This is a genomic window from Collinsella sp. AF08-23 (assembly GCF_003479805.1).
Lineage (GTDB): Bacteria > Actinomycetota > Coriobacteriia > Coriobacteriales > Coriobacteriaceae > Collinsella.
Window position 1 is genome coordinate 1 of record NZ_QUHV01000001.1, and the last position, 16,645, is coordinate 16,645.

At 63.6% G+C, this 16,645-nt stretch carries 12 protein-coding genes; 9 read left to right on the top strand and 3 right to left on the bottom strand.

The window, feature by feature from the left end:
- Positions 1 to 278: 278 nt before the first annotated feature.
- The 5 genes from DWV48_RS00005 to DWV48_RS00025 all read left to right on the top strand — a co-directional run bounded on the left by DWV48_RS00005 (position 279) and on the right by DWV48_RS00025 (position 6,715).
- Entirely contained in the window at positions 279 to 1,565 is a 1,287-nt protein-coding gene (locus DWV48_RS00005; RefSeq protein WP_118652150.1) for an adenylosuccinate synthase, read from the top strand.
- 187 nt (positions 1,566 to 1,752) lie between these two features.
- Complete coding sequence (gene purD / locus DWV48_RS00010; protein WP_118652152.1) at positions 1,753 to 3,060, top strand: phosphoribosylamine--glycine ligase; 1,308 nt, start codon at positions 1,753 to 1,755, stop codon at positions 3,058 to 3,060.
- A gap of 124 nt (positions 3,061 to 3,184) precedes the next feature.
- Entirely contained in the window at positions 3,185 to 3,844 is a 660-nt protein-coding gene (locus DWV48_RS00015; protein ID WP_369834756.1) for an NUDIX domain-containing protein, read from the top strand.
- A 183-nt stretch (positions 3,845 to 4,027) separates the two neighbouring features.
- Entirely contained in the window at positions 4,028 to 5,803 is a 1,776-nt protein-coding gene (locus DWV48_RS00020) for an ABC transporter ATP-binding protein (protein WP_118652154.1), read from the top strand.
- 3 nt (positions 5,804 to 5,806) lie between these two features.
- On the top strand, positions 5,807 to 6,715 hold the full coding sequence (locus DWV48_RS00025) for a hypothetical protein (RefSeq protein WP_118652156.1): 909 nt from the start codon (positions 5,807 to 5,809) through the stop codon (positions 6,713 to 6,715).
- A gap of 115 nt (positions 6,716 to 6,830) precedes the next feature.
- On the opposite strand, the gene DWV48_RS00030 is transcribed toward DWV48_RS00025, so the two are convergent.
- Entirely contained in the window at positions 6,831 to 7,697 is an 867-nt protein-coding gene (locus tag DWV48_RS00030; RefSeq protein WP_118652159.1) for a bifunctional hydroxymethylpyrimidine kinase/phosphomethylpyrimidine kinase, read from the bottom strand.
- Between the two features lie 281 nt (positions 7,698 to 7,978).
- Between DWV48_RS00030 and DWV48_RS00035 the strand changes: the two genes are divergently transcribed.
- Positions 7,979 to 9,673, top strand: coding sequence for a phospho-sugar mutase (locus DWV48_RS00035; protein WP_118652162.1), 1,695 nt, complete (start codon positions 7,979 to 7,981; stop codon positions 9,671 to 9,673).
- Positions 9,674 to 10,113: 440 nt separating this feature from the next.
- On the opposite strand, the gene DWV48_RS00040 is transcribed toward DWV48_RS00035, so the two are convergent.
- Positions 10,114 to 11,574 carry a cysteine desulfurase family protein gene (locus tag DWV48_RS00040; protein ID WP_118652165.1) on the bottom strand — a complete coding sequence of 487 codons (1,461 nt, stop codon included), beginning with the start codon at positions 11,572 to 11,574 and terminating at the stop codon, positions 10,114 to 10,116.
- A gap of 14 nt (positions 11,575 to 11,588) precedes the next feature.
- A complete protein-coding gene (locus DWV48_RS00045; protein ID WP_118652168.1) occupies positions 11,589 to 12,044 on the bottom strand; it encodes a hypothetical protein in 456 nt (151 codons plus the stop codon).
- Positions 12,045 to 12,323: 279 nt separating this feature from the next.
- On the opposite strand from DWV48_RS00045, the gene DWV48_RS00050 reads away from it, so the two are divergent.
- The 3 genes from DWV48_RS00050 to purN all read left to right on the top strand — a co-directional run bounded on the left by DWV48_RS00050 (position 12,324) and on the right by purN (position 16,151).
- Positions 12,324 to 13,973 (top strand): amidophosphoribosyltransferase, encoded by a 1,650-nt coding sequence (locus DWV48_RS00050; RefSeq protein WP_118652171.1) that lies wholly within the window; start codon positions 12,324 to 12,326, stop codon positions 13,971 to 13,973.
- Between the two features lie 260 nt (positions 13,974 to 14,233).
- Complete coding sequence (gene purM / locus DWV48_RS00055) at positions 14,234 to 15,340, top strand: phosphoribosylformylglycinamidine cyclo-ligase (RefSeq protein WP_118652174.1); 1,107 nt, start codon at positions 14,234 to 14,236, stop codon at positions 15,338 to 15,340.
- 154 nt (positions 15,341 to 15,494) lie between these two features.
- Positions 15,495 to 16,151: a phosphoribosylglycinamide formyltransferase gene (gene purN, locus DWV48_RS00060; protein WP_233546015.1), complete on the top strand. Its 657-nt coding sequence runs from the start codon at positions 15,495 to 15,497 to the stop codon at positions 16,149 to 16,151.
- Positions 16,152 to 16,645: the final 494 nt, after the last annotated feature.

Sequence of the window (16,645 nt, forward strand, 5' to 3'; positions counted from 1 at the left end):
AGAGCATTTCCCAGTTGACAAAACTATAGGAACACCCCCCACGTCTGCGACATTTTGTCGCAGACGTGTCGCAGCGTGTTCGCCGGCAGGGGGCGTGTCTAGCCCTATTGAGTAATGGTGGAATGAGGCCCCGTGCCGCATCGCTGGCGGCGCGGGGCCGTAGTACGCCTATAATGGGAACGCTGGGTCGATTTTGCCCGGCCGTGCCGGATAAACCCCCGGCGTACAAGACGACTCGTGCGGATCAAGCCTCCGCGCGCACGGAATGAGGAGTAGTCATGCCGTCAACAGTGTTGGTGGGAACCCAGTGGGGCGACGAGGGCAAGGGCAAGATCTGCGACTTGATCGCTCCCGAGTTCGATTGCGTCGTTCGCTATCAGGGCGGCAACAACGCCGGTCACACCATCGTGGTGGGCGATAAGAAGTACGGCCTTCACCAGGTTCCCTCGGGCATCATGTATCCCGAATGCATTTCGGTCATCGGCAATGGCTGCGTGGTGAACCCCGCGGTCCTGCTTGAGGAGATCGACATGTTCGAGGGCGATGGCATCTCCACCGCCAACCTCAAGGTCTCCGGCAACGCGCACGTGATCATGCCCTATCACATCGACCTCGACGGCGCGTACGAGGAGCTGCTCGGCAAGAACAGCATCGGGACCACCAAGCGCGGTATCGGCCCGTGCTATCAGGACAAGATGGCGCGCATCGGCATCCGTATGCAGGACCTGCTGGACGAGGAGACGTTCCGGTCCAGGCTGTCCGCGGTTCTCGACCGCGTGAATCCTCAGCTCGAGCGCATCTTCAACCTGCCCACCTACACGGTTGACCAGATTTCCGAGACCTACCTCCCCATGGCCGAGCGCCTGCGTCCCTACATCTGCGAGACGGGACTGTTGCTCAACGATCTGGTCGAGCAGGGCAAGACCATTCTGTTCGAGGGCGCGCAGGCCACGCTGCTCGATATCGACCACGGCACGTACCCGTTTGTGACCTCGTCCAACTGCACCGCTGGTGGTGCCGTGACGGGCTCCGGCGTGGGCATGAAGAACATCGACCGCGTGCTGGGTATCATGAAGGCATACATCACCCGCGTGGGCTCCGGCCCCATGCCCACCGAGCTCGACTATGAGACGAGCCAAGAGGGCCGCACTCTTACCGAGGTCGGCTACGAGTACGGCGTGACCACCGGCCGCCGCCGTCGTTGCGGCTGGTTCGACGGCGTGATTGCCCGCTATGCCACGCGTGTGAACGGCCTGACCGACATCGCCCTCACCAAGCTCGATGTGCTGTCCGAGTTCGACACCATCAAGGTCTGCGTGGCCTACGACTGCGACGGCGTTCGTTACACGAGCGTACCCGAGCACGCCGCCGCGTTCGCGAGCGCCGTGCCGGTGTATGAGGAGCTGCCCGGTTGGAAGTGCGACATCACCGGATGCCGTACGTTCGATGAGCTGCCCCAAGCAGCGCGGGATTATGTGGCCTACATCGAGAAGCTCGCCGGCTGCAAGATCTCGTTCGTTGCCGTGGGCCCGGATCGTGAACAGACCATCGTCCGCGACTGGTAACGGACTTCCCAGCCACCCGAAGCTCGGGGTTCACTCGTCGGTCGCCGCACGCTAGGCGTGCTCCCTCCTCGTTCACCCCGATCTTCGGCACCTGGAAAGCCCGTTACCTCGGACCTGAGATACATCTCTGGTTGAGTTAATTTTGAGCGGGCTCCGTTTGGGGCCCGTTCGTGCATAAGGAGGACGCATGAGCGCAACCGAGAACACTATCGACATCCTGCTGCTCGGCAGCGGCGGTCGCGAGCACGCCCTGGCGGCGAAGCTTGCCGAGTCCCCGCTTTGCGGCACCCTGTACATCGCCCCGGGCAATGGCGGAACGCTTGCCGTGGGCGAGAACGTGGCGCTTGATGCCGAGGACCCCGCCGCCGTGGCGGACTTCGCCCGCGAGACCGGCTGCGGCTTGGTCGTCATTGGCCCCGAGGCTCCGCTCGTGGTGGGCGTCGCCGACGCGGTGCGCGCAGCTGGCATCCCGTGCTTTGGCCCGGGTGCCGAGGGTGCTCAGCTTGAGGGCTCCAAGCGCTTCTCCAAGGAGCTCATGGCCCGCGCCGGCATTCCCACAGCGGCGTACGGCTCCTTTACCAGCGAGGATGAGGCACTTGCGTACGTGCGCGAGCAGGGCGCCCCGGTGGTCGTGAAGGCCGATGGCCTTGCGGCAGGCAAGGGCGTCGTGGTGGCGCTCACACTCGACGAGGCGCTGAACGCCGTGCACGGGTGCTTCGACGGCGCCTTTGGCGACGCGGGCAGCACCGTGGTCATTGAGGAGATGCTCACCGGCCCCGAGTGCACGTTGCTGGCCTTCACCGACGGCAAGACGGTTCGCCCCATGGCCACCTCGCAGGACCACAAGCGCGCCCTCGAGGGCGATTTGGGCCCCAATACCGGCGGCATGGGCGTGTACAGCCCGGTGCCGATCGTGACGCCCGAGGAGCATGCCGAGATGTGCCGCATCCTCGAGGAGACCATCGCCGCCACGCAGCGTGAGGGCATCGACTATCGTGGCTGCCTGTACGGCGGCTTCATGCTCACGCCCCAGGGCCCCAAGGTGATCGAGTACAACGCGCGCTTTGGCGACCCCGAGACTGAGGTCCTCATGCCGCGCCTTAAGAGCGACCTGGTCGAGGTCATGCTGGCCTGCGCCGAGCGTCGTTTGGATGAGATCGAGCTTGAGTGGCGCGACGAGTGGGCCGTCTCCGTGGTTCTCACGAGCGCCGGCTACCCCGGTTCGTACGAAAAGGGCAAGGCCATCACCGGTATCGAGGATGCCGAGGCCATGGAGAACGTGACCGTGTACCACGCCGGCACCGCCATGACCGACGCCGGCGAGCTCGTGACCTCGGGCGGCCGCGTGCTCGACGTGACGGCGTTGGGCGACACCTTTGAGGCCGCCCGCGACTTGGCGTACGCTGCCTGCGATAAGATCGACTTCGAGGGCAAGACGCTTCGTCACGACATCGGTCTGCGCGCCCTGCGCGGCCGCGACGCCTGGGACGCATAGGGTCGCCGTACTTTGCGCTGACCGCTCTCATGGGACGAAGAGGGTAGGAATGTCGAAAATCGGCGTCAAATTTCGACGTTTTTTCGACATTCCTACCTCTCATTTCAAAGATGCAAGTAGGAGGATGACGATGATGGACGAAGGGCGGAACGAGGAGTTCGAAGCCGAGGTCGTTGAAGCGGAGGCTAACGAGATGGAGCAGACCGAGCCCGCCTTGGTGCTCGGCGACGACGATCCGCGCGATGCTGGGCTGCACGAGCGCATCCTCTCGGAGGAGCAGGCCTGGAAGGGCAAGTTCCTCGATGTGCGCAGCGCTCAGGTCGAGCTGCCGAACGGGCGCATCGCTGGTCGCGATCTGGTTCGGCATCCGGGTGCCTCCGCCGTGGTTGCGCTCACCTCAAGCGGCAAGATTGTGCTGGTGCGTCAGTATCGCACGGCGATTGATCGCGTGACGGTTGAGATACCCGCCGGAAAGCTCGATCCGGGCGAGGACCCGATCGAATGCGCAAAGCGCGAGCTGCTTGAAGAAACAGGCTTTAAGGCATCGCGCATTCAGTACCTCACCACGATTGCGACCACGCCCGGCTTTTGCGATGAGGTCATTCACATCTACATGGCCACGGGACTCACGTTTGCCGGCGCGCACCCGGATGACGACGAGTTCGTGAACGTGGACCTGGTGCCGCTTGCGGAGCTCATCGATGCGGTGCTCGACGGCAAGATCGAGGACGCAAAGACCGTCGTGGGCGCGCTCGCCTGCGACGCGATCTCGCATCGGCTGTAGCTGGCCGGCGGCGGGGGAGGGTATTTACACCTGGGCTGGTCCTCGTTCCTGCGGAATCGCCCAGGCGCAAAAACCCTCCCCCGCCACCTGCGTTGACCTGCTCGGCGAGATTGCGGCGCGGGGGAGAGCGCCCGTGGGACGGTCGGGTTTGCTAGAGTGAAGGGTTTGTTGAGGGCTTTGCCTATGTTCAAACGGTTTCTTTCCTATTATGGGCCCGAGAAGGGGCTTTTTATTGCGGACACGCTGTGTGCACTGGTGCTTGCTGGCATTGACTTGGCGTTTCCGAGCATCCTGCGCGGCCTGACCAACGGGCTGTTCACCGAGGGGCAGGCCGCCATTATGGGCGCGCTGGGGTATATCGCCGCTGGCCTCATCATTCTCTACGCGATTCGCTGCGCGTGCCGGTACTTCGTGTCGGCGCAGGGCCACATCATGGGCGCCCGCATGGAGTCGCGTATGCGCGAGGAGCTGTTCGACCAGTACGAGCGATTCAGCTTCGCCTATTTCGACGCCCACAACTCCGGCGACATGATGAGCCGCGTGGTCAACGACCTGTTCGACATCTGCGAGGCGGCGCACCACGTGCCCGAGTGGATCATCATCTGCGGTATCGAGATCATCGGCGCCTTCGTGATCCTCTTCACCATTTCTCCGGTGCTGGCGGGCGCGATGGCACTCATCACCGCCGTGTTCGTTGTGATCATGGTGCGCCAGAACTTCCATATGCGCGCCGTGTTCGCCGACAACCGCCATCGCATTTCCGACGTGAATGCGCAGCTCCAAGACTCGCTCGCCGGGATGCGCGTGGTGAAGTCGTTTGCCAACGAGGAAACGGAGCGCGCCAAGTTCCGCGCCTCCAACGACCGTTATCTCGACTCCAAGGTCGCGCAGTACCACGTGATGGGAAGTTACCAGGCCACCAGCGCGCTCATGACTGGCGTGCTGTACGTGACCATCGTGGTGCTCGGCGGCTATCTGGTGGCTCAGGGGCAGATGACGGCCGTCGACATGGCGACGTTCGCGCTGTACATCTCGCTGTTCGCCACACCCATCGAGACGCTCGTGAACTCCACGGAGAACTTCCAGAAGGCCGCCGCAGGTTTCCACCGCATGGACGAAGTGCTGCAGACAGCCCCCGACATCCAGGATAGGCCCGGTGCTACCGAGCTGCAGGTACGCCAGGGCGCCATCGAGTATCGCGACGTCTGCTTCTCCTACCCCGACGCCGAGATCGGAGAGGACGGCGCCGAGCGCGAGCGACCGGTCATCGACCACATGAGCCTCAGCATTCGCCCGGGCGAGACGATCGCGCTCGTGGGGCCCTCCGGTGGCGGTAAGTCCACCACGTGTTCGCTGCTTCCGCGTTTTTACGATGTGACGTCCGGTTCGATTTCCATTGACGGCCAGGACGTGCGCTCGGTGACGCAAAAGAGCCTGCGCCGCGCCATCGGTTTGGTGCAGCAGGACGTCTATCTGTTCGACGGCACGCTGCGCGAGAACATCGCCTACGGCCGCCCGGGCGCGACGGACAAGGAGATCGAGGACGCGGCGCGTAAAGCGAACATCCATGATTTCATTGCCAGCTTGCCTGAGGGATACGACACGCTGGTGGGAGAGCGCGGCAGTCGCCTTTCCGGAGGCCAGAAGCAGCGCGTGGCCATTGCGCGCGTGTTCCTCAAGAACCCCGCGATCCTAATCTTGGACGAGGCGACCTCTGCCCTCGACAACGAGAGCGAGGAGGCCGTTCAGGAATCTCTCGAGCGCCTTGCTGCCGACCGCACCACGATCATCATCGCGCACCGTCTCTCCACCATTAAAAACGCGGATGAAATCGCGACGGTTGAGCATGGTCGCGTTGTGGAGCGCGGCACGCACGACGAGCTTCTCGCGCGCGGCGGTACGTATGCCCGTTACTATCGGATGCAGTTTGAGGGCACGCGGGCGCGCGACGTGAGGTAGGCGATGAGCAGCAAGCACAATATGACACCCGACGAGGCGGAGGAGCTTTTTTCCGAACTCGATTCCTCTGGCGTACTCGATCCCAATCGAGCAGCAGCGCGCGAGGGGAGGCTCAAGCGTCGGCTGCTCGCGCGACGGACGGCGGGCGAGGCCGCGGAAGCTGAGCGCGATGCCGCCGACCACGAGCGCTCGCAGGCGCGTGCCGGCAAAATCGACCCGCTGTCAGAGCAAGATCCGTCGGGCTCGCAGGTAAGTAAGGCGATTTCCCGCACTGCCATTGCGGTTATCCTGGGCGTATTCGTGTTTGTGATGGGCATGCAGATCGTGTACGGCGTGAGCAGGCGCCTGAACACGGCGAACCTGTCCGAGCGCACCAACGTCGACACGGTCTCGCACGCAATGGAATCGGGCGTGGAGTGGGGTAACGGCTTCACGCAGTTTCCCGACGATTTCACGGTGGATGAGGCGAGCGAGAAGACCGGAGCGGTCGAGGTCTCCGTGGTGGACACGGATTCGCGCAACGAGCTTGAGATTCTGTCGAACTCGCAGATTCAGGCGAGCGCCTTGGCGACCAACGCGCTGCTCAACGATAAGATCAACCGTGTTGTCTACAACGTGTACGCGCTTGTGGATAGCAAAGGCGCGTATCAGCACGATAGCCTGTTCGGCTTTGTTCCCGCGCGTGGAACGCGTCGCGCGATGCTCACGTTTGTGTGGACCAAGTCGCAGTCGAGCACGCCGACGAACATCGACTGGGAGCTCAAGATCATCGGTATGGATGACGACCTTGCCGAGGCTATTCAGGAGCAGGTGAATTCGGTGAGCTCGCTCACGGAGAACCCCGGCGCCACGCAGAGCGAGATCGACGAGGAACTCACCCTGCGCGACAAAGACGCCCTGTTGGCGGAGTAGGGAGCGGGCCGCGGCGTCGGCCGTGCCAGTCCGGTCCGGGGCATTTGGCGTGCCAATTGGGGACGTGCCCCTTTGGCACACCCAGGGGTGCACCGCGGGTGCGGCGCACGCGGGCTTAGCCCAGCAGAGCTGCGACCTTGCCGAGGGTGGGCTCGAAGGAGACGCCGCGCATCTCGAAATCGGGCTGCTCAACGGTCACACGCATGGCGTCGCGGACGAGGTCGCCCGCGAACTCAACGGCCTCGCGCGTGGTACGGCCGGTGTAGATGGCGGCGGTTAGCGCGCTGGCGAACAGGTCACCCGTGCCATGGAGCATGTAGGGGAGAAGCTCACTGGAGACCTCCTCCACGGCGCCGCCGTCGGCTGCGCTCGCGATGTAGTTGCGGATGATGGGCTCGCCCTCGTGCACGACGCCCTTGATGACGACGGTCTTGGCGCCCATGTCGAGTAGGGCGCTGGCGTTTTTCTGCACGAACTCAATGGAGACGTCCTGACCCTCGTAGGGGATGCCCGTGAGGATGGACGCCTCGGTGAGGTTGGGTGTGAGGACGTCGGCACCGTCGACGAGCGCGGCCATGGCCTTGCACAACTCGTCGGTGTAGGTGGGGTACTTCACGCCACCGTCGCCCATGACGGGGTCGACGATGCGCAGGGCGTTCGGGTACTCGCGGTACAGGCGCTGGATGACGGCGACCTGCTCGGCCGAGCCAAGGAAGCCCGAATACACGCCGTCGAGCTCCACGTTCTCCTCGCGCCAGGCGTCGAGGTAGGCCTCGAGCATGTCGGTGGTGTCGTGCATGTGGAAGACGGGGAACTTGGTGTGGGCGCTAAAGAGGGCCGTGGGCACCGGGCAGACGTCGACGCCCGCCGCACTGAGCACGGGGATCGCCACGCCGAGTGAGCACTTGCCGTAACCGCACATGTCGTGCACGGCCGCCACGCGCGGAATGTACGCGCCTTCACGCTGATAGAGTTTGGTCATGATTCAATTCCTTTCCGCGGACTTATGGACCAGCGTACGGCTCAACAGGATAGGTCAATTCCCGATAAGGTACGTAGGAGTTTTACAAATGTTCATCTTGCATTTGGGCTAGATGTGAGTTGGGAAAATCGCGCCATTTGCCCTTTTGACCCCTCACCGAATATTCCGCTTGCGACTCGGGGAATTTGCCACGCCTGGCGGCATGAGGGCGTATGATGCAGATATCCGCGTCCGTTTTGGGCGGGCGCCGCACGGTAAGTTGGATTGGGAAAGGTAAGACCATGGCTGATGTGCATGAGCTTCTCGCCACGTGGATCGAGAATGTCACTGATGAAGGGCTTCTCGCCGAGCTGAAGGCGATGAAGGAGGCGGGCGACGAGAGCGCGATCACCGATGCGTTCTTCCAGGACCTCGCATTCGGCACTGCGGGCTTGCGCGGCACGCTGGGGGCCGGCACCAACCGCATGAACATCTACACCGTCGGCCGCGCCACGCAGGGCTTCGCCGACTACCTGGTGAAGAACTTCGAGAACCCCACGGTCGCTATCGCGCGCGATAGCCGCAACAATGGCGAGCTGTTCGTTAAGACCACCGCTGCCATCCTCGCGGCGAACGGCGTGACCTCCTACGTCTACCCCAAGATCTCCCCGGTGCCCACGCTCTCCTGGGCCACCCGCTACCTCGAGTGCTCCGGCGGCATCTGCATGACCGCGAGCCACAACCCCGCCGCCTACAACGGCTACAAGGCCTACGGCCCCGACGGCTGCCAGATCACCTCTGAGGCCGCTGACGCCATCTCCGCCGCCATGAACGCGTGTGACCCGTTCCATGACGTCAAGACCATGGACTTCGATGCCGCCGTCGAGCAGGGCCTGGTCAAGTGGATCGGCGACGAGGTGCTGGACGCCTACTACGACGCCGTGGCCGCCAAGTCCGTGAACAACCTCACGCCCGAGCAGATCGCCAACGCCCCGCTCAAGCTCGTGTACACGCCGCTCAACGGCACGGGTCTGATTCCGGTCACTACCGTCCTCAACAAGGTTGGCGTGACCGACATCACCGTGGTCCCCGAGCAGCGCGACCCGGACGGCGACTTCCCCACCTGCCCGTATCCCAACCCCGAGATCCGCGAGGCCATGCAGAAGGGCATCGATCTGTGCCAGGAGGTCAAGCCCGACTTGCTACTCGCGACCGACCCCGACGCCGATCGTGTGGGCGTGGCCTGCGCCGATGGTGACGACTACACGTTGCTGACCGGCAACGAGATGGGCGTCCTGCTGCTCGACTACATCTGCAAGATGCGCGCCGAGCGTGGCGAGGATCTCTCCCGCAAGGTCGCCGTCACCACCATCGTGTCCTCTGCCATGGTTGACGCGCTGGCCGAGGAGTACGGCTTTGAGCTGCGCCGCTGCCTTACCGGCTTCAAGTACATCGGCGACATCATCACCGGCCTGTCCGACGCCGGCGAGGTCGACCGCTTCATCTTTGGCTTCGAGGAGAGCTACGGCTATCTGTCCGGCGACCACGTGCGCGACAAGGACGCCGTCAATGCCTCCATGCTCATCTGCCAGATGGCCCAGTACTACAAACTGCAGGGCCTCAACCTGGTTCAGGCCATGCGCGCGCTGTATGAGAAGTACGGCTACTATCACAACAAGACCGTCTCGCTGAGCTATCCCGGCGCCGACGGCGCCGCCAAGATGACCGGCATCATGAAAGCCCTGCGCGCTGAGGCCCCCTCTGAGATCGCCGGCGCCAAGGTCGAGGCGGTCGTGGACTACGCGAACTGCGTGAATGGCCTGCCCAAGGCCGACGTTATCGAGTTCGACCTCGAGGGCGGCAACAAGGCCATCGTGCGTCCCTCCGGCACCGAGCCCAAGATCAAGCTCTACATCTTTGCCAAGGGCGAGGACGCCGCGGCCGCCGATGCACTCATTGCCGCAATCGAGGAAGATGGCCGCAAGCTGCTGTCCTAGCGCGCAGTGATGTGCAATTAGGGACGGGTGCGTTTTATACATGCGTTTTCGCGCGTGTCCTGGAGCTGAAGACGGGCCGCTCGCTTTTGCGGGCGGTCCGTCTTTTGATGTTCGGCTGCGCTTGGGGCGCGTGGCGGGCGGTTGAGACGCGCCGAGCGCGAGTTGGGTGAGGTTTTTCGTATTGATTTTTAATTTCGGTTGGTAGCAGACATGGTTTGCAATGAAAAACGCAGGTCGGACTCAGCTGAAATTACCTTGTACTCGCGGAATTGCAAAATTGATACGAAAAACCTCATCGAACTTGGCGGTCGGCGTGGCCATGCCGATCGCGAGGGGCTGTGAAGTCCGATGATGAGAGCGGGTTGATGGGCGAGCTGATGGACGGAGGGCCGTCGTCCGACAGCTGCCCGTTCGGCAACCGCGCTTTCGACCACCGCCCTTTACCGTATGGAGCTGATGAGGCGCGCTTTGCGGATGCAGGCGGGGATACGCTTGCTGAGGAGGGTGACGTCCTCGGCGGTGATGTCGCTCGCGAGCGAAAGGCGCAGCGCACCGCGGGCGCGCTGCGCGGGAATCCCCATGGCAGTGAGTACGTGCGAAGGTTCGGTTGAGCCGGTGGAACAGGCAGAACCGGTTGCCGCCGCGACGCCTGCCCGGTCGAGCAGGACCACGAGGAGCTCGCCGTCAACGTCGTCGCAGGTGAAGGATGCGATCGAGGGGAGACGGCCGATTGAGGGAGAGCGGTCTAGGGCCTCTCCGTCGGAGGCAGCGCTGGGTTCACCGGTCGCGCCGCCATCTGTGGCGCGGGAGACTGGTGCATTGCGGTCCGGGAGAGCTGACGCATCGCAGGCCGGGGTGCACGGGGTTTTCGTGCCATCGGCTGAGGCGTATTTGATTGGCGTGCCGGTGAGGGCCATGTCCTCGACCTCGCCGAGAAGGTGGCGAATGAGCTCATTGCGTAAGGATGAGATGCGCAGGATGTCGGACCGGAGCGTTTCGCACGCTTCCTCGAGGGCGGTGACCATGCCCACGATGCCTGCGACGTTCTCGGTACCGGCGCGCTCACCGCGTTCCTGGGCCCCGCCGGTGATGAGCGGTGGAATGGAGAAGCCCTTGCGCAGATAGAGCGCCCCAACGCCACGTGGGCCGTGGAACTTGTGCGCGGAGAGCGAAAGGGCGTCGATGCCCAGTTCTTGTACGTCGACGGGGATGTGCCCCACGGCCTGCACCGCATCGGTGTGGAAGGGAGCACCGTGGGCGTGGGCAACGGCGGCGAGCTCGCGGATGGGTTCGATGGTGCCGACCTCGTTGTTCGCAAGCATGATCGAGACCAAGGCAGTGGCGGGCGGGGTGGCGAGTCCAGGGGCATCGCCACCCGCGGAGGCAGTGGTGTGCCCGGGAGCCGCGGCGAATCCGGGAGCCTCGATACCGCATGCGGCGGCGCGTTCGTTGGCGGTGAGTGCCTCTTCGAGGTCCTCGGCGTGCACGAGCCCCTGGCGATCAACGGGCAGGTACGTCACCTGGACGCCTTCCCGCTCGAGCGCCTCGCAGCAGTGGAGGATCGCATGGTGCTCGATGGCGCTCGTGACAATCCGAACGGGCGTAGCCGCTCCGTAGAGGTCCCGGTAGCGCTGCACGGCGCCGCGTAGTATCCAGTTGTCCGACTCGGATCCGCCGCTCGTGAAGTAGATGTCCGACGCGTTCGCCGCCCCAAGGAGGCGCGCCATGTCGTTGCGTGCTCCGTCGAGCGCGCTGGCCGTCTCGCGCGCCATGCGATGGATCCCGCTTGGGTTGCCGAACTTCGTGGTCAGGTACGGCATCATCGCCTCAAGCGCACGGGGCGAGAGCGGTGTGGTTGCCGCACTGTCGGCGTACACATAGGGTTCGTTGGCGTTGGTCATGGCGGTCAATGGCGCTATCGAAGAACGAAGAACCAGAACAGGGCGAGGGCGATGGCGGCAAGTATCAAGATGAGCAGGAGGAGCTGCACGCGTTTGCGTGCGCGATCATGCCGGGACACGAAGATGGATCGCCCTTTTTTAGGCTGAGAAATATAGCTGCTCGGCTGGCCGAGGCCCTGCTCGCCGCCGCGCCCGCGAACCTGCAGCGTGGGAGTGCTCGGCGGGATGTATCCGCCCGTGCGTGCCGTGCCGCCACTCGCCTGGGCGGAACCACCCTTTCCAAGCGATGCCTTGCGTCTGGGTATGTGCGTCGCGCGATTGCTCGCAGGTGCTCGAGGGTTGTCGACGGGCGGCAGATAGGTGGGGTCGCTGGTTGCGATGCCCATGTGCTTGCGACCGGGTCGCTGGTGCGTGCCCTCGGAGACTCCGCGCGGGACTGCCGTTGGGCGCGGTGCGTTCTGCTCGTCCATGTCCACCTCGTGGGATAGCGGGTGTAATACCGCCATTGTATGGTGAATCATGCGGGAGTGCGCCCGTGGTGCCGCTGTTCGTTCCAAAACGCCCCGTTTCACCATACCGCCGCGACCTCAATTGAGGGACAGGCGCTAAATTGAGGCCATGAATGGGATTTGAATGAATGGGATTTGAGTCGCGAAGCCATGTCGTTTCGGCGTGCGCGCAGGCAGAACGCTTTGCGAGCGTATAATTCCCAACGTATGACCGCGCATGGTATCCAGAGGGGAAGCCGCATGTCTCTCGACACCAACCTGTCCGAATTCACCGCGTTCGATTCCGACACCGATCATCCGCACGACGAGTGCGGCGTGTTCGGCGTTTGGGCGCCCGACCGCGACGTCGCCCGTCTCACCTATTTCGGCCTGCGCGCTCTGCAGCACCGCGGCCAGGAATCCGCCGGCATCGCCGTGGGCGATGGCGGAACCGTCATGGTCCGCAAGGACCTGGGCCTGGTGAGCCGCGTTTTCTCCAACGCCGACATTTGCTCGCTGCCCGGTCAGCTCGCTGTGGGTCACGTGCGCTACGGCACCGCCGGCGCTAAGAGTTGGGAGGCATCGCAGCCCCACCTTGCCACTATCGGGGAGGTCATCGTCGCCCTTGCCCATAATGGCACCCTTGTCAACACCGACGAGCTGCGCCGTCAGCTCATCGAGCTCGGCGTTCCCTTCAACTCAAATTCCGACTCCGAGGTCGCAGTCAAGCTCATCGGCTACTTCACGCAGGAGACGCATCACCTGCGCGAGGGTATCCGCAAGACGATGGAGCTCATTCGCGGCGGCTACGCCATGGCGCTTATCAACGAGGAGGCACTGTACGCCTTCCGCGATCCGCACGGTGTTCGTCCGCTGGTGCTCGGCCGTCTGACCAGCGACGAGGGCCTCGCCGCCGCCGATGCCGCCGCCGCGGCCTCCGCGCTGCCGAGTGATGCCGCGTCCGCCGAGGACTTGGTGGGCGATGAGGTGCTCGCCTCCACCGCAGGCTGGGTCGTTGCCTCCGAGACCTGCGCGCTCGACATCATCGGCGCCGAGTACGTGCGCGATATCCGTCCCGGCGAGATCTTGCGCATCAGCGCCGAGGGTCTCGTGTCCGAGCAGGGTGTCCCTGCCGCCGAGAAGAGCGCCCACTGCATCTTCGAGCAGGTGTACTTCGCCCGTCCCGATTCCATCGTGGATGGCAAGTCCATCTATGCCTGCCGCTACGATATGGGTCGCAAACTGGCGCTCGAGTGCCCCGTTGAAGCCGACATGGTCATCGGCACGCCCGACTCCGGCCTGCCCTCCGCCGAGGGGTACGCCTTCGAGAGCGGCATCCCCTACGGCACCGGCCTTATCAAGAACCGCTACGTTGCCCGCACGTTCATTGAGCCCACGCAGGAGCTGCGAGCCATGGGCGTGCGCCTCAAGCTCAATCCTCTGCGCGATGTGATCGAGGGCAAGCGCATCGTTGTCGTGGACGACTCGATCGTGCGCGGCACCACCATGGTCCAGCTTGTCCGCATGCTGCGCCAGGCGGGCGCCAAGGAGATTCACATCCGCATCAACTGCCCGGAGGATATCTGGCCGTGCTTCTACGGCGTGGACACCGGCGAGCAGAGCCAGCTCATCTCCGCGACCAAGTCGGTCGAGGAGGTCTGCGAGTTCATCGGCGCCGACACGCTCGCATTCTTGTCTGTGGACGCTTTGCTCGAATGCGTACCCAAGGCGGGTTACTGCACCGCTTGCTTCACCGGTGAGTATCCGGTCGCGATTCCCGAGAGCTTCGGTCGCGAGAAGTTCATCAAGGGATACGTGCCGCGCAACCTGACCAAGCCCGAGCTCGTGACCGAGACGTGCGTTGTTGATAAGGCCGAGGACCGCAGTTGGGAAGAGGCGCACGAGGGCTAAGACGAGGCGTGCCGTCGCGTGCCAATTGGGGACGTGTCCCTTTGGCACGCGTCACGCGTAATGCGAATAGAACGGGTGCGCGCGTGTAACGTCGAAAATGACGCGCTTCAATCGCGATTTTTTCGACGTTACACGCGCGGCCCTGCAACGAGGCGCCCGCGACTGGCCGCATCCGCTCCCAATTGAGGGGTTTGGTCGATGCGGGCTGTGCCCTGCTATCATGCTGTACTAGGAATTCCCTGGGTCGAAAGGAACCTCACATGGCCGAGAGCAAGCACGTTACGTACGAGGACGCCGGCGTCGACACCGCCGAGGGCGGCCGCGCGGTCGATGCGATCAAGCAGATGGTCGCGGAGACCAACCGCCCCGAGGTCATTGGCGGTATCGGCGGCTTTGGCGGCCTATTCTCCGCCGCGGCGCTCAAGGACATGGAGGATCCGATCCTCATCTCCGGCACGGACGGCGTGGGCACCAAGCTCGTGCTCGCCCAGATCCTCGACCGTCACGAGACTGTGGGCCAGGATCTTGTCGCCATGTGCGTGAACGACATCCTCGCCTCCGGCGCCGAGCCCCTGTTCTTCCTCGACTATGTCGCCATCGGCCACATCGAGGCTGAGCACATGGCCAAGATCGTCAAGGGCGTCGCCGATGGCTGCAAGCTCGCAGGCTGCGCGCTCGTGGGCGGCGAGATGGCCGAGCACCCCGGCGTCATGCGTCCGGACGACTACGACCTCGCTGGCTTCACCGTCGGCGTCGTCGACCGCCCCAAGATGATCGATCCAGCCAACGTGCGCGAGGGCGATGTCATCATCGGCTTGCCGTCCACGGGTGTCCACTCCAACGGCTACTCGCTCGTGCGCAAGGTCATCGGCGTCGACGGCATCGTGCCGGGCACGCCCGAGGCAGAGGCCAAGAAGGCTGAGCTCGAGACCATCGAGGTCGCGCCCGGCGTCCTCCTCGCCGACGCGCTGCTGGCTCCCACCCGCATTTACGTCAAGCCCATCCTCGAGCTGCTCCGCGGCGAGGCCGGCAAGCATGTGCACGCCGTCGCCCACATCACCGGCGGCGGCATCACCGAGAACCTTAACCGCGCCCTGCCCAAGGACGTTGACGCCCTCGTGCTGCGCGACGGTGCCAAGATGGGTTGGGACGTTCCTCCGGTCATCACTTACATCTCCGAGCATGCGGAGCTCGCGCCCAACGAGGCCTGCAAGACCTTCAACATGGGCGTCGGCCTGATGCTCATCGTCTCTGCCGAGGATGAGGCCGCAGTCACCGAGGCCCTCGTCGCCATGGGCGAGAAGCCCTTCCGCGTGGGCACCTGCGTTGCGGGCTCCGGCGAGGTGAAGTACGCAGATGAGCAGTAGGGACGAGGCCCAGGCGGCCGCCGACGAGTACCGTCGCCTCATCGAGGAGGCGGCCCTCGCCCCCGAGGCGCTTCCGAGCGACGCGTTTTTTGGCGATGCCGCAGAGCGCGAAGTGGATGCCGGAAATACCGCCGCTTCGCATGCGCGACCCGGTATCAACGAGCTGCAAGACGAACGCGCCGCGCAGGACCAGGCGGACCGTGCCCCGTTGCCCATTGGTGTGCTGCTCTCGGGCTCGGGCACCAACCTCCAGGCGCTTATTGACGCAATCGATGCCGGCGAGCTCAACGCGGAGATCAAGCTCGTGGTGGCGAGTCGTCCTTCCGCGTACGGCCTCAAGCGCGCCGAGGCTGCGGGTATTCAGACCCTCACGCTCTCCAAGGAGACCTATGCCGACCCCATCCAGGCGGATGAAGTCATCGCGCACGAGCTTCTGGCTGCCGGTTGCGAATACGTGATCATGGCGGGCTATATGCGCATGGTGCATGCACCACTGCTCGTCACGTTCCCTGATCGAGTGATCAACATCCACCCCGCCCTACTTCCCAGTTTCCAGGGTGCCCATGGTATCCAGGACGCGTTCGATCGCGGTGTCAAGGTGACGGGCGTTACGGTGCACATTGCCAACGCGGTGTACGATATGGGCCCGATCATCGCCCAGCGTGCGCTCGTGGTCGAGGAGGGCTGGGACGTCGATACCCTCGAAGAGCACATCCACGCCATCGAGCATGTTTTGTATCCCGAGGTGGTGCAAATGCTCGCCGATGGTCGTGTCCACGTGCGGGAGAACCTTACGGTCGAAGTGCGTTAGTCGTGTACGAGAAGCGCGCGCCGGTGTCTTATCCGGCGCGCGTTATTTGCAACTCGCCATGGTCGACCCTTCGAGCTCTCTTCTCGCTTCCTTCTGAAGCACCGCTCTTCCATAAGGTGCGCCGTTTACCGATGTATTCCGTCCGTCTGCCATTTCACATAAATGTGGCGGGAATCAGAAAAATCGGAAGAAAGCCCCTAGAATGCCTTCCTGTCTAGTGGGTTAAACAATTGGGGGGCGAAAGACCCTCAGTGTCAAATGCACATTTGTATATGCATAACAACAAAGCTGGTATCTTTCTGAAAAAACCAATAGAAAATGAATAAAATCGAATAGAAGATGCATAATCCGAGTGGATTTCTCCTTCACGCGCACCAACGTGAATCCGTACAGTGAAGCAATCTATGTTGGGGATGCCCATGGATCGGCAAGGCGTTGGTTGCTGCGGATTGGCGCTCGGACGCCAGCCGGTAAGGTTCCTTGCCGAGACGGGG

Bases quoted from the DNA above. Each gene is read 5' to 3' on its own strand.
- DWV48_RS00005 (WP_118652150.1), top strand. From the start codon at position 279: ATGCCGTCAACAGTGTTGGTGGGAACCCAGTGGGGCGACGAGGGCAAG.
- purD (WP_118652152.1), top strand. From the start codon at position 1,753: ATGAGCGCAACCGAGAACACTATCGACATCCTGCTGCTCGGCAGCGGC.
- DWV48_RS00015 (WP_369834756.1), top strand. From the start codon at position 3,185: ATGACGATGATGGACGAAGGGCGGAACGAGGAGTTCGAAGCCGAGGTC.
- DWV48_RS00020 (WP_118652154.1), top strand. From the start codon at position 4,028: ATGTTCAAACGGTTTCTTTCCTATTATGGGCCCGAGAAGGGGCTTTTT.
- DWV48_RS00025 (WP_118652156.1), top strand. From the start codon at position 5,807: ATGAGCAGCAAGCACAATATGACACCCGACGAGGCGGAGGAGCTTTTT.
- DWV48_RS00030 (WP_118652159.1), bottom strand. From the start codon at position 7,697: ATGACCAAACTCTATCAGCGTGAAGGCGCGTACATTCCGCGCGTGGCG.
- DWV48_RS00035 (WP_118652162.1), top strand. From the start codon at position 7,979: ATGGCTGATGTGCATGAGCTTCTCGCCACGTGGATCGAGAATGTCACT.
- DWV48_RS00040 (WP_118652165.1), bottom strand. From the start codon at position 11,574: ATGACCAACGCCAACGAACCCTATGTGTACGCCGACAGTGCGGCAACC.
- DWV48_RS00045 (WP_118652168.1), bottom strand. From the start codon at position 12,044: ATGGACGAGCAGAACGCACCGCGCCCAACGGCAGTCCCGCGCGGAGTC.
- DWV48_RS00050 (WP_118652171.1), top strand. From the start codon at position 12,324: ATGTCTCTCGACACCAACCTGTCCGAATTCACCGCGTTCGATTCCGAC.
- purM (WP_118652174.1), top strand. From the start codon at position 14,234: ATGGCCGAGAGCAAGCACGTTACGTACGAGGACGCCGGCGTCGACACC.